This window comes from Caballeronia sp. INML1, assembly GCF_023631085.1.
Classification (GTDB): Bacteria; Pseudomonadota; Gammaproteobacteria; order Burkholderiales; family Burkholderiaceae; genus Caballeronia; species Caballeronia turbans.
Genome location: NZ_JALQDT010000012.1, coordinates 1 through 18,567, shown reverse-complemented (window position 1 = coordinate 18,567; position 18,567 = coordinate 1). Strand labels below are relative to the sequence as shown.

Annotated in this window: 20 protein-coding genes; 13 read left to right on the top strand and 7 right to left on the bottom strand. The window is 62.5% G+C overall.

Translation table 11 applies throughout. The features are described from left to right. Positions 1-144: 144 nt before the first annotated feature. The 8 genes from NCR38_RS04965 (at position 145) to NCR38_RS04930 (ending at position 6,570) form a co-directional block, all read left to right on the top strand. Positions 145-732 (top strand): TIGR00645 family protein, encoded by a 588-nt coding sequence (locus NCR38_RS04965; protein WP_061120128.1) that lies wholly within the window; start codon positions 145-147, stop codon positions 730-732. 49 nt (positions 733-781) lie between these two features. After that, complete coding sequence (locus NCR38_RS04960; protein WP_061120129.1) at positions 782-2,305, top strand: fumarate hydratase; 1,524 nt, start codon at positions 782-784, stop codon at positions 2,303-2,305. A 204-nt stretch (positions 2,306-2,509) separates the two neighbouring features. Then, positions 2,510-2,986, top strand: a complete 477-nt coding sequence (bfr, locus tag NCR38_RS04955) for a bacterioferritin (protein WP_014190999.1) — start codon at positions 2,510-2,512, stop codon at positions 2,984-2,986. A 4-nt stretch (positions 2,987-2,990) separates the two neighbouring features. Continuing rightward, entirely contained in the window at positions 2,991-3,872 is an 882-nt protein-coding gene (murI, locus tag NCR38_RS04950; protein WP_061120130.1) for a glutamate racemase, read from the top strand. Between the two features lie 175 nt (positions 3,873-4,047). Further along, positions 4,048-4,284 (top strand): bacterioferritin-associated ferredoxin, encoded by a 237-nt coding sequence (locus NCR38_RS04945; RefSeq protein WP_061120131.1) that lies wholly within the window; start codon positions 4,048-4,050, stop codon positions 4,282-4,284. 324 nt (positions 4,285-4,608) lie between these two features. After that, positions 4,609-5,349, top strand: a complete 741-nt coding sequence (locus NCR38_RS04940) for an energy transducer TonB (protein WP_061120132.1) — start codon at positions 4,609-4,611, stop codon at positions 5,347-5,349. A gap of 34 nt (positions 5,350-5,383) precedes the next feature. After that, positions 5,384-6,130: a MotA/TolQ/ExbB proton channel family protein gene (locus NCR38_RS04935; RefSeq protein WP_061120133.1), complete on the top strand. Its 747-nt coding sequence runs from the start codon at positions 5,384-5,386 to the stop codon at positions 6,128-6,130. A 17-nt stretch (positions 6,131-6,147) separates the two neighbouring features. Further along, positions 6,148-6,570, top strand: coding sequence for a biopolymer transporter ExbD (locus NCR38_RS04930; protein WP_061120134.1), 423 nt, complete (start codon positions 6,148-6,150; stop codon positions 6,568-6,570). A 326-nt stretch (positions 6,571-6,896) separates the two neighbouring features. Here NCR38_RS04930 and NCR38_RS04925 read toward each other — a convergent pair whose 3' ends face one another. Then, positions 6,897-7,859: a LysR family transcriptional regulator gene (locus NCR38_RS04925; RefSeq protein WP_061120135.1), complete on the bottom strand. Its 963-nt coding sequence runs from the start codon at positions 7,857-7,859 to the stop codon at positions 6,897-6,899. A 166-nt stretch (positions 7,860-8,025) separates the two neighbouring features. Here NCR38_RS04925 and NCR38_RS04920 point away from each other — a divergent pair, with 166 nt between their 5' ends. From NCR38_RS04920 to hemP, 4 genes are all read left to right on the top strand, one after another. Then, complete coding sequence (locus tag NCR38_RS04920; RefSeq protein WP_061120136.1) at positions 8,026-8,898, top strand: pirin family protein; 873 nt, start codon at positions 8,026-8,028, stop codon at positions 8,896-8,898. 134 nt (positions 8,899-9,032) lie between these two features. Then, a complete protein-coding gene (locus NCR38_RS04915; RefSeq protein ID WP_061120137.1) occupies positions 9,033-9,431 on the top strand; it encodes an OsmC family protein in 399 nt (132 codons plus the stop codon). 40 nt (positions 9,432-9,471) lie between these two features. Beyond that, positions 9,472-9,960: an SRPBCC family protein gene (locus NCR38_RS04910; RefSeq protein WP_061120138.1), complete on the top strand. Its 489-nt coding sequence runs from the start codon at positions 9,472-9,474 to the stop codon at positions 9,958-9,960. A gap of 145 nt (positions 9,961-10,105) precedes the next feature. Next, positions 10,106-10,354 (top strand): hemin uptake protein HemP, encoded by a 249-nt coding sequence (hemP, locus tag NCR38_RS04905; RefSeq protein ID WP_061120139.1) that lies wholly within the window; start codon positions 10,106-10,108, stop codon positions 10,352-10,354. A gap of 295 nt (positions 10,355-10,649) precedes the next feature. Here the strand turns inward: hemP and NCR38_RS04900 are convergent, their stop codons facing one another. The 6 genes from NCR38_RS04900 to uvrB form a co-directional block, all read right to left on the bottom strand. Then, on the bottom strand, positions 10,650-11,063 hold the full coding sequence (locus NCR38_RS04900) for a heme-binding protein (protein ID WP_061120140.1): 414 nt from the start codon (positions 11,061-11,063) through the stop codon (positions 10,650-10,652). A gap of 38 nt (positions 11,064-11,101) precedes the next feature. Then, positions 11,102-12,505, bottom strand: coding sequence for a 4Fe-4S binding protein (locus tag NCR38_RS04895; protein ID WP_250476517.1), 1,404 nt, complete (start codon positions 12,503-12,505; stop codon positions 11,102-11,104). Continuing rightward, positions 12,502-13,353: an FTR1 family protein gene (locus NCR38_RS04890; protein WP_061120142.1), complete on the bottom strand. Its 852-nt coding sequence runs from the start codon at positions 13,351-13,353 to the stop codon at positions 12,502-12,504. Before NCR38_RS04890 ends, NCR38_RS04895 begins: the two co-directional genes overlap by 4 nt. Positions 13,354-13,420: 67 nt before the next feature. Beyond that, positions 13,421-13,753 (bottom strand): cupredoxin domain-containing protein, encoded by a 333-nt coding sequence (locus NCR38_RS04885; protein WP_061120143.1) that lies wholly within the window; start codon positions 13,751-13,753, stop codon positions 13,421-13,423. 55 nt (positions 13,754-13,808) lie between these two features. After that, a complete protein-coding gene (locus NCR38_RS04880) occupies positions 13,809-14,354 on the bottom strand; it encodes an iron transporter (RefSeq protein ID WP_061120144.1) in 546 nt (181 codons plus the stop codon). A gap of 365 nt (positions 14,355-14,719) precedes the next feature. Further along, complete coding sequence (uvrB, locus tag NCR38_RS04875; RefSeq protein ID WP_061120145.1) at positions 14,720-16,816, bottom strand: excinuclease ABC subunit UvrB; 2,097 nt, start codon at positions 16,814-16,816, stop codon at positions 14,720-14,722. A gap of 377 nt (positions 16,817-17,193) precedes the next feature. On the opposite strand from uvrB, the gene NCR38_RS04870 reads away from it, so the two are divergent. Continuing rightward, a complete protein-coding gene (locus NCR38_RS04870) occupies positions 17,194-18,393 on the top strand; it encodes an amino acid aminotransferase (protein ID WP_061120146.1) in 1,200 nt (399 codons plus the stop codon). Positions 18,394-18,567: the final 174 nt, after the last annotated feature.

Below are 18,567 nucleotides of genomic sequence, written 5' to 3'. Positions count from 1 at the left end.
GCGCCGGGTGACGCGCTACAATAACGGGCTTCCTGACACCGCAATTGCGCTCAAGCGCGCGTTTGCCGGCGCATCGCACGTTTTGTTCGTCATATTCGCCTGTCATCGTGTCCGGTCCGACCTGCCTCGACTGAAAAGCCGCCCATGTCCGCTCCCAAGCATTCTCCCGCCTCGCCCCCTCAGTCCGGCTCGATGAAAGTGCTGCCGAAAGTCATCTTCATGAGCCGCTGGCTCCAGGTGCCGCTCTACCTGGGCCTCATCGTCGCGCAAGGCGTCTACGTCGTGCTGTTCCTGAAGGAAGTGTGGCACCTCGTCACGCACGCAATGACGCTCGACGAAACCAACATCATGCTCGTGGTCCTCGGCCTGATCGACGTGGTGATGATCTCCAATCTGCTCATCATGGTGATCGTCGGCGGGTATGAGACTTTCGTGTCGCGCCTCGGCGTCGAAGGTCATCCCGACGAACCCGAGTGGCTCGATCACGTCAACGCGGGCGTGCTGAAAGTGAAGCTGTCGATGGCGCTCATCAGCATCTCGTCGATCCACCTGCTGAAAACCTTCATCAACCCTGACCAGCACACGTTCCACACGGTGTTGTGGCAGGTTGTCATCCACGTCGCGTTCCTCGTTTCCGCGCTCATCATGGCGTACGTCGACCGGCTGACCACGCACACGCATCCGAAGCACTTTCACAGCGAGACCATCGCGCCCCGAAGCGCGCTCGACTGAAGCGTCCGATAGAACGCACGCAAAAATTTCGTCCCCCAGAGCCCAAGCCATGACCGTCATCAAGCAGGAAGACCTGATTCAGAGCATCGCCGATTCGCTGCAATACATCAGCTACTACCATCCGCTCGACTACATTCAGGCGCTCGGCCGCGCCTACGAGCTGGAAGAGAGCCCCGCCGCGAAAGACGCGATCGCGCAGATCCTGACCAACAGCCGCATGTGCGCCGAAGGCAAGCGCCCGATCTGCCAGGATACGGGCATCGTCACGGTGTTCGTGAAAGTGGGCATGGATGTGCGCTGGGACGGCGCGACGATGTCGGTCACCGACATGATCAACGAAGGCGTGCGCCGCGGTTACCTGAACCCGGACAACGTGCTGCGCGCATCGATCGTAAGTCCGCCCGAAGGCGGCCGCAAGAACACGAAGGACAACACGCCGGCCGTGATCCACTACGAGATCGTGCCGGGCGACAAGGTCGACGTCCAGGTCGCGGCCAAGGGCGGCGGCTCGGAGAACAAGTCGAAGTTCGCGATGCTGAATCCGTCGGATTCGATCGTCGACTGGATTCTGAAGACCGTGCCGACGATGGGCGCCGGCTGGTGCCCGCCGGGGATGCTCGGCATCGGCATTGGCGGCACTGCTGAAAAGGCGATGGTCATGGCGAAGGAATCGCTGATGGACCCGATCGATATTCAGGACGTCATCGCGCGCGGACCGCAGGACTGGATCGAAGAATTGCGCGTCGAACTGCACGAGAAAGTGAACGCGCTCGGCATCGGCGCGCAAGGTCTCGGCGGCCTCGCGACCGTGCTCGACGTGAAGATCATGGCGGCGCCGACGCACGCGGCGTCGAAGCCCATCGCGATCATCCCGAACTGCGCGGCCACGCGCCACGCGCACTTCACGCTCGACGGCTCGGGCGCGGCGAAGCTCGAAGCGCCGCCGCTCGACGCATGGCCGAAGGTCACCTGGGCGCCGAACACGGAAACCAGCAAGCGCATCGATCTGAACACGCTGACGCCGGAAGAAGTCGCGTCGTGGAAGCCGGGTCAGACGCTGCTCCTGTCGGGCAAGATGCTGACGGGCCGCGACGCCGCGCACAAGCGCATCGCCGACATGCTCGCCAAGGGCGAAAAGCTGCCGGTGGATTTCACGAACCGCGTGATTTACTACGTCGGTCCGGTGGATCCGGTGCGCGACGAAGCCGTCGGCCCGGCGGGCCCGACCACGGCCACCCGCATGGACAAGTTCACCGAGATGATGCTCGCGCAAACCGGCCTCATCTCGATGATCGGCAAGGCCGAGCGCGGCCCGGTCGCGATCGAGGCGATCAAGAATCACAAGGCCGCGTATCTGATGGCGGTCGGCGGCGCGGCGTATCTCGTATCAAAGGCGATCCGCGAGGCGAAGGTGCTCGCGTTCGAAGACCTCGGCATGGAAGCGATCTATGAATTCGACGTGCAGGACATGCCGGTGACGGTCGCCGTCGATTCGACCGGCACGTCGGTCCACAAGACGGGCCCCGCAGAATGGCAGGCGAAGATCGGCAAAATTCCGGTCGCGACGGCTTGATTGCCGCTTGACGGCGGTTTGCCACCGCTACTGATGGGCACGAGCCGGGCGATCCACCCGGCTCTTTTCTTTGCAACGCCGCCAGCTGAGAAAGGTTTTCATTCCCGGTTTCATCGAAACAAAAAATTTCTTCTCAACCTTGGCATTGCCACGCTCAAGGTTTATCTTTTCAAAAGCCCCACGTTTAGAACAGGAATCAAAATCATGCAAGGCGACGCGAAAGTCATCGAATTTTTGAACGCGCAGTTGAAGAACGAACTGACCGCGATCAATCAATACTTCCTGCACGCCCGGATGTATCAGCACTGGGGCCTCGAGAAGCTGAACAAGCACGAGTACGACGAATCGATCGGCGAGATGAAGCATGCCGACTGGCTGATCCAGCGCGTGTTCATGCTAGACGGACTGCCGAATCTGCAGGACCTGCACAAGCTGCTGATCGGTGAAGAGACCAAGGAAATCCTCGAATGCGATCTGAAGCTCGAGCAGATTTCCCAGTCCACCTGCAAGGAAGCCATCGCGTATTGCGAGTCGGTGCGCGACTTCGTCTCGCGCGAAATATTCGAAAAGATCCTGCACGACACCGAAGAGCACATCGACTGGCTGGAAACGCAACTCGATCTGATCGACAAGGTCGGCATCCAGAACTACCAGCAGACCATGATGGGCGATCACGAGTAACCGCATGCCCGGCGCAGTGCCTTCCCAGAAGCCGAACGGGCGTGCCGCGTCAGACGCGAGCGCGCCGGTCGGCATTTTCGATTCCGGTCTCGGCGGGTTGTCGGTGCTTCGCGCCGTACGCGCGACGCTGCCGCACGAACGTCTGATCTACGTCGCTGATTCGCGCCACGCGCCCTACGGCGAGCGCGACGACGATTTCATCGTCGACCGCACGATGGCGATCGGCGAATGGCTCGTCGGGCAAGGCGCGAAGGCGCTCGTCGTCGCATGCAATACCGCCACCGCCCAGTCGATCGCGCTCGTGCGTGAGCGCCTGCCGATTCCGCTCGTCGGCGTCGAGCCGGGGGTGAAGCCCGCGGCGGCTGTGTCGAAGTCGCGTGTGGTCGGCGTACTCGCCACGGCCGTCACATTGCGCTCCGCGCGCTTTCAGTCACTGCTCGACCGGTACGCGGGAGATTGCCGGTTCATCTGTCAGGCGGGACATGGGCTGGTTCAGGCCGTCGAGCGTTGCGACACGTCGTCGCCCGCGCTGATGGCGCTGCTCGAAAGCTATCTCGCGCCCATGCTCGACGCCGGGGCGGACACGCTCGTGCTCGGCTGCACGCATTACCCTTTTCTCGATCGCGCGATTCGTGACATCGCCGGGGAGCGACTGCAGATCATCGATACGAGCGTGGCGATCGCTCGGCAACTCGATCGCCTGCTGGACGCGCATGCGCAAAAAAGCGTGAGCACGCCACCCGAAACCCTGCCCCGCTTCTATTCCACCGCCGATGGCGAAACTCAGCGCCAGCTCGCCGCGGCCCTGCTTCAACTCGACGCGAAAGTCGAGCATGTGGATATCCCATCACGCCGAACGCGTCTCGCTGAACCCGACATCGTCTGAGGGTTTTCCTCGCGCCGCGCTCTTTCACACGCGCGCTTTCGCCCGCCGGACAAGACGCCTGGCAATAAACCCGCCTACTTGCGCGCTGTGTTACAAAAAACACAGAACCCCGCTTGCAAAGGCGCGCATAACGAATGATAATAATTCGCATTAACGCAAGCTATCGCGAACGATCATGATTGTCTGTGTCTGCAAATCAGTGTCCGACCGAAAGATCCGCGCCGCTATCGCCGAGGGACTGGACTCTTTCGACGAACTGCAATTCGAGCTCGGCGTGGCGCTGTGCTGCGGAAAATGCGAGCCGAGCGTTCGCGACGTGATGGCAGAAAGCGGTGTGTGTTCGTCCCGCTGCGGGGTCGAGCAGCGCGAACACGTGGCACCCCTCACGTTCTACGAACGCCAGGCCGCCTGAAGCGTCCCGCGCGGCCGTGACGCAGCACAACGACGGCGCCCGCGGCTTGTCCGGTCGCGCCGTCAAGTCGTTTCTCGTCTCCAGCAAGCCAGGTTACCTTCGAACTTCCGGTCACTTCGAGCCAGCCGAGCAACCCCTTACCCCTGGAGGGAAAGATGGAACTGCTGATCGGTTTCGTGGCCACCCTGTTCATTTCCCTGCTGATTTTTCGAACATGACGTCGCTTGGTTTCTTTTGCACCGTGCCTGCGCTGTCGTTGGACTCTGAGTTGAAAGGCAGCCTCACCAGCAAGCATTCACGCAGTACCGCAGGCACCCAATAACAATGCAGTCCCCGACCACCACTCCCGCCGCGTTTCAGACCGCGCCAGCCGCAAACGCCAATCCGCGCGTCGTCGCGGCGTGCGCCGCTGTCGTCATCATTCACGCCGCGCTTCTGGGCGTCGCGCTGACGATGCACCGCGAGCCGCTGCCGCGCCCGATCGAAGCCAAATCGATCACCGCCCAACTGATCAGCGAAACGCCGCAGCCCGCGCCGCAGCCGGTCGCCGTCGAAACGCCGCCGCCGCCGAAGCCGGTTCCGCAGCCCGTTCCGAAGCCGCAGCCCAAGCCGAAGGTCAAGCCGAAAGTCGAGCCGAAGCCCACGCCGATGCCGGTCGCCGAGGCGCCCTCGCAAATTGCCGCGCCTGCGCCCGAACCCACGCCGCCCGCCCCGCCGCAGCCCGCGCCGCAGCCCGCCGCGCCCGCCGCGCCCGCCATCGGCAAGCCGAGCATGGATCTCGCCGCGCCGAAGAACGTCGCGCACCTCAGTTGTAACATCGCGCAGCCAGACTATCCGTCGATGTCCAGGCGCCGCGGCGAAACCGGCACGGCTGTCATCCGGCTGACGGTGGGGCTGTCCGGCAAAATCGAAAACGTCACGCTGCAAAAGAGCAGCGGTTCGTCGCGGCTCGACGACGCGGCGCTCGAGGCCGTACGCGGCAGCGCGTGCAGCCCCTATAAGGAAAATGGCGAAGCGATTCGCGCGACCGCCACGGTGCCATTCGTTTTCAGTCTGAACGACTGATCGATTTTTTTAGATTCAGAGAAGGAACGGGAAAATGCAAAACTACGGGATTGCGCACGTCTGGGCGCAAGGCGACTTCGTGACGCGGGGCATCGCGCTCGCGCTCGTCATCATGTCGGTGCTTTCGTGGACGGTGATCATCGTGAAAGCATGGAATGTCGTGCGCCTGAAGCGCCTGACCAAGAACGCCGAACAGGCGTTCTGGCATTCCGACGACTTCAACGACGGGATCAAGAAGCTCGGCAGCCAGTCGTCCAGCCCCGCGGACAACCCGTTCCTCGCGCTCGCGCTCGCCGGACAGGAAGCCGCCGACCATCATCATCAGACGCAGCCGCATCTGCACGACCGCATGGACGTGTCGGATTGGATCACGCGCTGCCTCAAGGACGTGATGGATGAAGGCGTCGGCCGCATGCAGGCGGGTCTCGCGGTGCTCGCGTCGATCGGGTCCACGTCGCCGTTCGTCGGTCTTTTTGGCACCGTCTGGGGTATCTATCACGCGCTTCTGACGATCGGCGCGACAGGCCAGACGTCGATCGATCAGGTCGCGGGCCCCGTCGGCGAATCGCTCATCATGACCGCGTTCGGCCTCTTCGTCGCAATTCCGGCTGTGCTCGGCTACAACGCCCTCACCCGCGCGAACAAGGGCATCGTCACGAAGCTGAACCGCTTCGCGCACGGCCTGCACGCATTCTTCGTCACGGGCTCGAAGCTCTCGTCGACCAAGCGCGCGACGAACGCCTCGACAGACAGCCTGCGTCTCGCGACGCGCGCGTCGTAAGCGCGGAGGTTCGCATCATGGCCATGAGCCCTTTCGCCGGAGATGAAGACGACGGCATGATGAGCGAGATCAACATGACGCCGCTCGTCGACGTCATGCTGGTTCTCTTGATCATCTTCCTCGTCACGATCCCGGCCATGCATCACGCGGTGAAGATCGACCTGCCGCACGCGAGCAGCCAGCCGCAGGACGAGAAGCCCGCGCACGTAAATATCGCGATCAAAGCCGACGGCACGACGCTGTGGGACGATCAGCCGATCGACGAAGCGACGCTCGAGGCGCGCATCGCGCAGGCATCGCAGCAGAATCCGCAGCCGGAGATCCATCTGCGCGCGGACCGTCAGGTGGCCTACGAGAAAGTCGCCGATCTGATGTCGGCGGCGCAGGCCGGCGGACTCACGAAGATCGGTTTCGTCACGGAGCCGAAGAGCGGCAAGTAAGCGCTCGCGCAAGCCTCAAAGTAAAAGGCCTTCATCGTCAGATGAAGGCCTTTTTTCGTGCGCACTCGGCGCATTCGGGTGAGGCGGTCACTTTGGGTTCGAGTAGCCAGAACCGGAAGTCCCGTCACATGCGGCAGCCGTGGTCGACACGGACAGCGCAATCAACCCTATCAGGCTAACTATCAGAGCAGCCGTGAGTTTTCGCATAAGGAGCTCCTTAGCGAAGGGAGCTTCAATATACCGCTGCGACTGCTCGCCATCAATTGAATCTGACCATCGCAAACGCGCGCTTCAATGTCATAAACCAATGACAGACGCCGATGCGGTCAAACTGTTTCCCGTTCGGGCGCTTCCTGAACAGGACATTCTCCTGGGAAGCGCTGGCCGCTGCCGATCGACTCCACGAGAAAATCGACAAACGCGCGCACTGCCGGGACCATGCCCTGGCGCGACAGAAAGACTGCATAGAGTTGCGGCGACGGAAACGTCCAGCCCGGCATCACCGGCGAGAGTTGGCCCGTTCGCAGCGGCGCGCCGTACATCATTTCTGGCAGCGCCGCGATGCCGACGCCGCGCATCACGGCTTCACGGATCATCGACAGGTCCGCCGTGACGAGCCGCGGCTCGTGCTCGAACTCGTGGCGCGTGCCGTCAGGCGCGATCAGCCGGTAGACGTGGCGGCCATCGGCGGACGGCGTGTCGATCGTGTCGTATTGGGCGAGCTCGGCGGGCGTCATCGGCGGCGCATTCGACTTGAGCAGCGACGGCGCCGCGACGAGCATCTGCTCCGTGCGCCACAACGGCCGTGCGACGACGTTCGAGCTCGCGGGCGGCTCCGAGCGCACGCGCAGCGCCACATCGATCGCATCCTCGAACAGATCGACGACACGATTCGTCACGCGCAAAACGATGCGCACCTCCGGATAGCGATGCATGAAATCAGGCATCACCGCGGAGAGAAACGTCTGCGCGATCGTCACCGGCACGCTCACGCGCACCGTTCCGCGCGGCGAATCGCGCAGGCTTTGCACGACATTGACCGCCGCCTGCGCTTCCGCGAGCATCGCCTGACAGTGCTGGTAGAAAAGCTGTCCGGCTTCGGTCAGCGCGAGCTTGCGCGTCGAGCGTTGCAGCAGCCGCACGCCGAGCGACGCCTCGAGCTCGGACACACGCCGCGACAGTCGCGACTTCGAGATGCCGAGCACGCGCTCGGCAGCTGAAAATCCGCCGTGTTCGACCACGTGCGAGAAATACATCAGATCGTTCAGGTCATGCGAGTCGGCTTTCATGGTCGCTCGTTGAGGCTGGGAATTCGGATTGACGCGTTCGTTATCGCCAGCGCGACAATCCATTGCGCCGCAGCGTCTTTTACCGCGAAACGCGGCCCATATAATAGACCAGTGTTTCAAATTCATCGCTATTCCCTTACTTCTGTATCCGCGACGCGAGGCAACCATGTCCATCAGCCGCAGCATCGAACGCATCATTCCGGCGACCCGCACCATCGAAGGCGGCGGGTTCGTCGTGCATCGCCCGTTTCCGACCCGTCTTCTGATGGATTTCGACCCGTTCCTTCTCCTCGACGAGATGGGGCCCGCCGACTATGCCCCCGGCGAGGCGAAGGGCGCACCCGATCACCCGCACCGCGGCTTCGAAACCGTGACGTACATGCTCGAAGGCGAGTTCGGCCACAAGGATTCGGCGGGGCATTCGGGCACGCTGCGGCCCGGCGACGTGCAATGGATGACCGCCGGCGCGGGCGTCGTGCATAGCGAAATGCCGGCCGAGGAATTCACACGCCGCGGCGGCCGCGTACACGGCCTGCAGCTCTGGGTGAACCTGCCGCGCCGCGACAAGATGATCGCGCCGCACTATCAGGAGATTCCGTCGACGCAGATTCCCGTCGCGACGAGCGAAGACGGAAAGGTCAGTGTGAAGGTCATTGCGGGCGAGGCACTCGGCGTGAAAGCCGCCATCGAAACGCGCACGCCGATCCTGTATCAGCACTTTTCGCTGAAGCCCGGTGCGAAGATCGAGCTGGCCGTGCCGCGCGATTACCGCGTGTTCGCCTATCCGCTGTCGGGCACGGGGCTGTACGGCCCGCAAAGCCAGCCGGTGCGTGCGCAGCAAATGGTGATCTTTCGCGACGACAGCGATACGATCGCACTCGCCGCCGGTGATGAGCCGGTCGAGCTTCTGCTGATCGGCGGCGTGCCGCTGAAGGAGCCGGTCGTGCGCTACGGCCCCTTCGTGATGAACACCGAGGACGAAATCCGTCAGGCCGTGGTGGACTTTCAGGCAGGCCGGATGGGCGCGATCACGCACTGAGCGCCGTCGCCCACGTACTGGAGCGGAATCAACGAGACGGTGCGGCATGAACGGACACATTGCGTCACAATGACCGTTCTTGCCGCACCGTTTTCGTCATTCTTGCAGTCCCCTATTACAACGAGGAGCAACGCATGGCCGGACCTTCCGTGACCGCCGACATCGGCAATATCGACTATCAGGTCCGCCTCGCGGATGGCACACACGCGTGGATCGCCGACGAGCCGGCCAGCATCGGCGGCGGCGACACTGGCCCGGAACCGGCTTCACTGCTGCTCGCGAGCCTCGGCGCGTGCACGTCCATCACGCTGAAGATGTACGCGAAGCGCAAGGAATGGCCGCTGGAAGCCGTCCACGTCGAGTTGTCGATGAAAAGCACAGCGGAAGGCACGAACATCGATCGCCGCATCGCGCTTCAGGGCGCGTTGTCCGGTGAACAGCGGGAACGGCTCTTGCAAATTGCCAATGCGTGCCCGATGCACAAGGTCCTGTCCGGCGCGATTCGCATCGACTCCGGGCTCACGCCGCAGTGATGCATCGCAGGCACCACGAACGTCCAAGGAAACCGTCGTCTTGAATTTCGAACACCTTATCCAGATCAACGATCCGCTCAACCCGCTCGTCGAGTCGCTCACGCCCGAACAGCTTTGGGAAGGGCTCGTCCTGCGTGCGGAGCAGCCGCAGTTGTTCGTGCTGGGGCTGGATAGCTGCGACATCCTCTCGCGCGATGGCGACACGATGGAGCGCGAGCTGCACTACGGCCAGGCCACCGTGCGCGATCGCGTAACGCTCACGCCCGGTTCGAGCGTGCGCTATGACATCCTGCCGACTGCGGAGTACGTCGGCGGCTCGCTCACGATGGCCATCGAGCAGCCTGACGCGCTTCAGCTATTCCTGCGCTTCACCTACAGCACGACGCTGCCCGAGAACGAGAACGCGACGCCCGACGAGCGTCAGACGCAGGAGATCGTGAAGTCGGCTTATCGCGAATCGGATATCGATACCGTGCGGCTGATTCGCCAGTTCGTGCACGCGCGCAAAGACGAAAGCCCGCTGCATTGAGCGTTTCTCCGACGCGGCAGAGACTGTGTCGCTGCTGCATCGAGATTGCCTATCGAGTTTTGCGCTTCAATCGGAAAGTCTGTTTGCAAATAGGAATAGTTATCATTTACTATAGACCATCGAATCAACGAACGCACATTCCGACATGACTGACACGCCGCGATCCTCCACGCTCAGGCTGCGCCGCCCGGCTGTCCGCGACGCCGCGATCACCCGCCCTAAAGCGACCACCGTGACTACGGTTCACGTTGCCCACGCAGCGGACAGCAATGTTGAACGCTCGCTCAGGAGCGACGCGCTGCTGCAGGGACGCAGCCATGTGAGCATCGTGCATAACGGGGAGACCTATCAGTTGCGCGCGACACGTCTGGGCAAACTGATCCTGACGAAGTAAGGCGGCAGTCAGGCAAGAACAGCGTTACTACCGGGTATTGTGGGGACCACCTCGCCAAGAGGTGTTTGGCCTTAGCCAGCGAGGACGACTTGCACGCGAGAATTTAGACCCCTTCGTGCAAACACCAGCCAGTCGTCGATAGCAAGCGAAGCCGCTTTTTTTGGTTCCCGCGCTTGTGCGATATGCCTCTCAGGCATGCCACGCAAATGATGATCGAGCAAACGGCACGCGCTTCCACGGAAGGCGTGCCGTTTTCGTTTGCCGCGACTGATGGAAGGAAGCGCGCTGCCGCCGATCAGACGTTCTCGATGCCCAGCGCCGCGATGCCCGCCTTCGCGATCTGTGCATCCTGATCCGACTTCACGCCCGACACGCCCACTGCTCCGACGATATCCGCGCCCACGAAGATCGGCACGCCGCCTTCGAGCATCGCGGTCATGGGCGCGCTGAGAAATGCCGTGCGGCCCTGCTTGATGGTGTCTTCGTAGACCTTGGTCTCACGGCGGCCGAGCACGGCGGTGCGCGCCTTGCCCGTCGCCATCTCGGCGGTGCTCGCGCCCGCCCCGTCGAGACGATGCAGATGCAGCAGATGTCCGCCATCGTCGACGATCGCAATCGTCACGTTCCAGTTGTGCTCCCTGGCATGCGCCTCGGCGGCGGCGGCCATGGTCTTGACGTCTTCGTCGGTCAGTACGGGTTTGGTTCTCACTTCTCGCTCTCGTTGCCGCACGTGACGGCGTGGACGGTTTATCGGGTGAAGCCCCAGAACATCAGGTACCACGCGCTGTCCGCGACGGCCAGCGCCGAGACAAACCATACCATCGCAAGGACGCGGGAACCAAGCGTCGACGTGTAGCGGTTCGTCACGCGCCACGCGAGCCACGCGCTCCAGAGATTCGCCGCGCCGAGCAAACCGAGGCGCAGCCCCGGCACCCACCACAACGGCAAATGCTCGGCACGCAAGAGCGACACCGTCGTCGCGGAAAGGCCGAGAAACACGCCGACACCCGCAATCGGGATCAGCGCGAGCGTCAGATGGTGCAGGCGCGTCGCGTTCATCTTGCCGAGCATGCGCGTGCTCATCGCGAGGAGCGCGAGCAACGCCGTGCCGTACACGATCCCCGTTGCGACGATATAGCCGATGACCATCGTCCCGTCGAGCCACGAGAAGACGTCGTTCTGCTCAGGGTAGTGCGTGAACAGGAACCACGGCGCGGTTGTATCGAGCGGCCAGAGAATGTTGCGATCGATCAGCCACGCGGCGAGATATTGCTTCAGATCGACGAACCACGTGCTCACCGTCCAGTGGAACGCGCCGATCGCGATACCGAGCAGGCCATACAGAATCAGCGCGGTGTCCCACGGATTCGCGGCCTTGTCGCCGAGCTTCACGATTTCTTCCGACGGCGAGCGCCACGTGAGAGCGATTGCATCGCGATGGCCGCTGCATCGTCCGCACATGTGGCAGTCGGCCGCGCCCTTCATGTTGCGCAGCGGGACGAGCGGTGCGCAGTTGATCGGAATGACGCGATGCCCGTGCTCGCCCTCTTTGTACGAGCGGCGCCACGCGTCTTCGCTGACCTTGTAGTGGAACGGCGCGAGCCGCGCGAGCAGCGAGAACACGCCGTTCACCGGGCACAGATACTTGCACCACACGCGCTTCTCGCGGCCATACAGCACGCCGATGATCATCGCGCCCACGGTCGAGCCGCCAAGCACGAGCAGCACCGCTTTCGGATACTGATAGACGCTGACCATCTGGCCGTAGATCGTCGTCAACCCGAACGCGACGAACGGCCAGCCGCCCCAGCGCATCCAGCGTGGAATTGCCCAGCCGCGGCCGAACTTGCTCGCGAACTCGGACAGCGCGCCCTCTGGACACAGCACGCCGCACCAGACGCGGCCGAGCATCACCATCGAAAGCAGCACGAACGGCCACCAGATGCCCCAGAACACGAACTGCGCGGCGAGCGTGAGATTGCTCCAGAGGTGCGCGGAGCCGTCGGGCAGCGGCATCACGGCGGGCACGACGATCAGAAATGCATATACGGCCACGACGACCCACTGGATCATGCGGATCGCACTGCCGTGACGTTGCATCCAGTGGCCGACTTGTTGCAGCCGGCCCGGTCTAGGCATTACAGAGCTCATGCTGGACGGCTCGCCGCCTTTTGTTTCTGCGCCATCTGGCTGTTCGAATGGCGCATGAGGAGATAGATGACGATCCAGTACACGGCATACGCAACGAGGTTCATGCCTGCCGGATGCGCGCGATAACCGGTGAGCGTCGCGACGAGCGAACCGAAGGTACTCGAATCGTCGAGCAGCCACGACGTGTTCCACACCTGATTGACGATGACCGGCAGCACTTCCATGTCGATCAGCTTGTCGACGCCCGTCTCGAAGAGGCCCGCAGCGAGGAACAGCAGCATGATTTCGGTGACGCGGAAGAACGAGCGCCACGAGAAGATCTTGCCGCCGAGCTGCAGCACATAGAAGGTCAGCAGCGCGAGGCCGAAACCGATGATGATGGCGACATACTGCGACACGTCGACGTGCCCCGACTGGCCGAACCCGACGCCGTAGAGGAACACGGCGGTTTCGCTCCCCTCACGCGCGATCGCGAGTGCGACGAGCAGCGCGATGCCCCACCAGTGCCCGTCCTGCGTGCTCTTTTGCAGCGACGATTCCATGTCGCGCTTGAGCGTGCGGCCGTGGCGCTTCATCCACAGAACCATCTGCACGATCAGCACGCACGCGACCAGCACCATCGCGGTCTGGAAATAATCCTGCGCATTGCCCGACAGCACTTCCGTGAAGCCGATCAGCGCCGCGCCCAGCGCCACGGCCGCGAGCAGACCGATGATGACGCCGGCCCAGAGATAAGGCAGGCCACGGCGCGCCTGATGGTCGCCGTTCTTCAGCCACGCGTAGAGAATGCCGACGACGAGCAACGCCTCGACGCTCTCCCGCCACACGATGAAAAGTACCTGCCCCATTCCAAACCTCCAGCAATTCCAGTTCGATCGGCCGCGCGCGACATCACGTCTCGTGCCGGCACGGCGGTTACTTCGCGACGATCACGCCCTGCGCGGTCTGATGAAAGTCGTCGAAGAACTTGTATTCGCCCGGGTCCAGCGGCGCGATCACGACGAACGAATCGGCGCCCGGCGCGAGCACTTTTTCCTTGCGCAACTGCACGCTTTCGAACTCGGCTGCGCCCTTGCCGATGTTGTGCACTTCGATCTTGATGCGCTGCCCCGCCGGCACCTCGATACGCGCCGGGTTGAGCTTGCCGTCGTTCATTTCGAGCTTGAACGTCGGCAGGTCGGCGGCGAATGCGATCCCGGAGGCGAACACGGACATCGCGAGCGCGGCCACCTGAATTTTCAGTTTCATGCGTACTTCCTGAAGATGAGTGCGCCCGGACCGGGATGCCGGGCGCCTGCGACGATCAGTAACCGCCCTTCTTGCCGATGCCCGCGAACGGGAAGTCGTATTCGATCGTAAACGGCTTGAACCACGGACCGACGCCCGTTTCCTTGTCGGTGTGACGGCCGAACGCCATGTGACCGTCCTGCGAAGGCGGCGAGATGTGCAGCTTGAGGTGATACTTGCCCGGGCCGAAGAGCTTCACGTTGTCGCCGTAATGCGGGCCGTCGCTCGCGACCATCGGCATCAGGTCGCCCTTGAGGGTCTGCGTCGTGCCGACCTTCGTGAGTTCATACGTCACGTTCAGATACGGCATCCAGTCGCCTTCGGCGAAACCGGTCGGGTTGTTCTTGACCGCGTGAATGTCCGCCTCGAGGTGGATGTCCGAATCCGATGCCTTGCGCATCATGCCTTCCGGCGCCATCGTGATCGGCTGGAGATACACGGCCCCCGTTTCCATGCCGCCCTCGATGTGCTGCTTGCCGATCGGATATTCGGCAGCCGATGCTGCCATCATCGCCGTGAGACCTGCGGCGGCGACGAGGCCGCGCATCAACGTTGAACCCATCAAAAAACTCCTTGTTGTTATCGATTGGCGCGCGTGCCACGCGAGCCGTGCCACAGAGATTCCGAACCTTCACGCCACGGCTGAAAGCGACGCGCCGGCCGGGGCAATGCGTGCCGATTGACCGCCCGCATCGCAGTGCCGCAGTTGCGCGTTAGCACAACACTGTGAACGTTAATACGAACGATTCTCAATGTTCGTCAGTTTAGCATCGTTCGACACGCTCAACAATTTGAGCAAACTTACAGACCTAGACGCAGTAAGGCTTTTCGCGAAATCGCGATTTCCGCGCACATAAAAAAACGCGGCGAATCTTCCGCTCCGCCGCGTCTTTTCGCGTTTCACCGCGCAAACCACTTACATCTCGACTACTTTCCGCCGATGCCGCTCACGTGATCGCCGACGTTCGCGCCGAACACGCGCTGTCGAAGAAGCGCCAATTGGTCGCGGGTCTGCGCCGCCTTTTCGAATTCGAGGTTCTTGGCGTGATCCATCATCTGCTTTTCGAGGCGCTTGATTTCCTTCGCGATCTGCTTCTCCGACATGTCCTCGAACTTCGCGCGCGCCTGCGCTTCCTTGAGCTCGGCGCGGGCATCGTCGGCGTTATAGACGCCATCGATGATGTCCTTGATGCGCTTCTCGACACCGCGCGGCGTGATGCCCATCTTCTCGTTGTGCGCGATCTGCTTCGCGCGCCGCCGCTCGGTTTCGCCGATGGCGCGCGTCATCGAATCGGTCATGTTGTCGGCGTAGAGAATCGCCTTGCCGTTCACGTTACGCGCCGCCCGGCCGATCGTCTGGATCAGCGAGCGCTCGGCGCGCAGGAAGCCTTCCTTGTCGGCGTCGAGAATCGCGACGAGCGACACCTCGGGAATATCGAGACCCTCGCGCAGCAGGTTGATGCCGACGAGCACATCGAACGTGCCGAGCCGCAGGTCGCGGATGATCTCCACGCGCTCGACGGTGTCGATATCGCTATGCAGATAGCGCACCTTCACGCCGTGATCGGCGAGAAATTCGGTCAGCTGCTCGGCCATGCGCTTCGTGAGCACGGTGACGAGCACGCGCTCATGCACGGCGACGCGGGCATTGATCTCGGAAAGCACGTCGTCGACCTGCGAGCGCGCCGGACGCACCTCGATCTCCGGATCGACGAGACCGGTCGGCCGCACGAGTTGCTCGGCCACCTGCCCCGCCTTCTGCTTTTCGTAGTCGGCGGGCGTCGCGGAGACGAAGATCGCCTGACGCATCTTGCGCTCGAACTCGTTGAACTTGAGCGGCCGGTTATCGAGCGCGGACGGCATGCGAAAGCCGTAGTCGACGAGATTTTCCTTGCGCGCGCGGTCGCCGTTGTACATGCCGTTCAACTGGCCGATCAAGACGTGCGATTCGTCGAGCAGCATCAGCGCGTCGGGCGGCAGATAGTCGACGAGCGTCGGCGGCGGCTCGCCCGGCGCCGCGCCCGAAAAGTGCCGCGAGTAATTCTCGATGCCCTTGCAGAAGCCGAGTTCCTGGAGCATTTCCAGGTCGAAGCGCGTGCGCTGCTCCAGCCGCTGCGCTTCGACGAGCTTGCCGTCGCCGTGGAAAAACTCGAGCCGCTCGCGCAGTTCGAGCTTGATGGTTTCGATCGCGCGCATGACCGTGTCGCGCGGCGTCACGTAGTGCGACGAAGGATAGACCGTGAAGCGCGGAATCTTGTTGCGCACGCGGCCGGTGAGCGGATCGAAGAGCATCATCGATTCGATTTCATCGTCGAAAAGCTCGACGCGTACCGCCATTTCGGCGTGCTCCGCCGGGAAAATATCGATGGTGTCGCCGCGCACGCGGAACGAGCCGCGCTGGAAATCGGCTTCGTTGCGGGTGTACTGCATCGCGATCAGACGCGCGATGACGTCACGCTGGCCGAGTTTGTCGCCGGTGCGCAGCGTGAGAATCATCTTGTGGTATTCGGACGGATTGCCGATACCGTAAATCGCCGACACGGTCGCGACGATCACCACGTCGCGCCGCTCGAGCAGGCTCTTCGTGGCCGAAAGCCGCATCTGCTCGATGTGCTCGTTGATCGACGAATCCTTCTCGATGAAAAGGTCGCGCTGCGGCACGTACGCTTCGGGCTGGTAATAGTCGTAGTACGAGACAAAGTACTCGACGGCATTGCGCGGAAAGAACTCGCGGAATTCCGCATAGAGTTGCGCCGCGAGCGTCTTGTTCGGCGCGAAGACGATCGCCGGTCGGCCGAGGCGCGCGATCACGTTCGCCATCGTGAAGGTCTTGCCGGAGCCGGTCACGCCGAGCAGCGTCTGAAACGAAAGGCCGTCCTCGACGCCTTCGACGAGCGTCGCAATCGCAGTGGGCTGATCGCCTGCGGGCGGATACGGCTGATAGAGCTGAAACGGCGAATCTTTGAACGTGACGAACTTCGATTCGTCCAGTTCTTCGGGTGATGCGATGAGAGTGTCGGACATGAGAGATCGAGAGAGTCAACGCCTGCGCAAACAAGCATTTTAGCGTCGTACGCAATACGCGCGCTCGCCATGACGTGACCGGGATTCGGAAGGCTGATCGTCAACAGATTGGGCAACGATCACCAATCTCAAGCGCGCCCATTCGCGCCCTTTTAGTCGACATTCGCACGGCTTCCGGTGCAAAAAAGGGCGAAAAGCACGCGCATTCGCACCATAATCGCCCAAAAAGCCTCGCTGGATTCGCTACAATGTGCGACTGGGCGCAGCGGCCCCGAGCCGTATTTCGCCGCGCTCTGCGCCTCTTGCGATGTTACCGGGGGCGCACGCATCGTCCGTTTGCATCCTGCCGCACGTCCTTCCCTCACTGCCGATAGATCATGTCTCTTTTCTCTGCCGTCGAACTCGCTCCCCGCGACCCGATCCTGGGCCTCAACGAAGCCTTCAACGCCGATACGCGCACGACCAAAGTCAATCTGGGCGTCGGCGTGTACACGAACGAGGAAGGCAAGATTCCGCTCTTGCGCGCCGTGCGCGAAGCCGAGAAAGCACGCGTCGACGCCGCGCTGCCCCGCGGATATCTGCCGATCGACGGCATCGCGGCGTATGACGCCGCCGTGCAAAAACTGCTGCTCGGCGATGACTCGCCGCTGATCGCCGCGGGCCGCGTCGTGACGGCGCAGGCGCTCGGCGGCACCGGCGCGCTCAAGATCGGCGCGGACTTCCTGAAACGCGTGAATCCCAACGCGATCGTCGCAATCAGCGATCCGAGCTGGGAAAACCACCGCGCGCTGTTCGAGAGCGCAGGTTTCGAGGTCGTCAACTACCCGTACTACGAAGCCGCCACGCACGGCGTGAACTTCGACGGCATGCTCGCGGCGCTCAACAGCTACGCGCCGGGCACCGTCGTCGTGCTGCACGCGTGCTGCCACAACCCGACGGGCGTCGATCTGTCGGACGACCAGTGGAAGCAGATCGTGGAAGTGGTGAAGGCGAAGAATCTCGTGCCGTTCCTCGACATGGCCTATCAGGGCTTCGCGGAAAACATCGATGCGGACTCGGCCGCCGTGCGTCTCTTCGCAGCCGCCGATCTGAACGTCTTCGTATCGTCGTCGTTCTCGAAGTCGTTTTCGCTGTACGGCGAGCGCGTCGGCGCGCTGTCGATCATCACGACGGGCAAGGAGGAATCGACCCGTGTGCTGTCGCAACTCAAGCGCGTGATCCGCACCAACTACTCGAATCCGCCGACGCACGGCGGCTCGATCGTCGCGGCCGTGCTGGCGTCGCCGGAACTGCGCGCCACTTGGGAGCAGGAACTGGGCGAAATGCGCGATCGCATTCGCGCGATGCGTAACGGTCTCGTCGAGCGCCTGAAGGCGAGCGGCGTCGATCGCGACTTCTCGTTCGTCAACAAGCAGCGCGGCATGTTCTCGTACTCGGGATTGACAGCGGCGCAAGTCGATCGTCTGCGTGAAGAATTCGGCATCTACGCCGTGAGCACCGGCCGTATCTGCGTGGCCGCGCTGAACACGCGCAACATCGATGCTGTCGCGAACGCCGTCGCAGCTGTGCTGAAGTAAAAGCGGCCCAGGCAGCATCAAAATAAAAAATGGCGCCCTTCTGAACTGACCCCAAAAGTTGGATACCGATCCAACCTTTGGGGTGTTTTTCATGGCGAAGGAGAACGAATACCTGCGCGCGGAGGTGGCGTACCTAAAAAAGCTCGATGCGCTGCTCAAGGAGAAAGCGCGGGC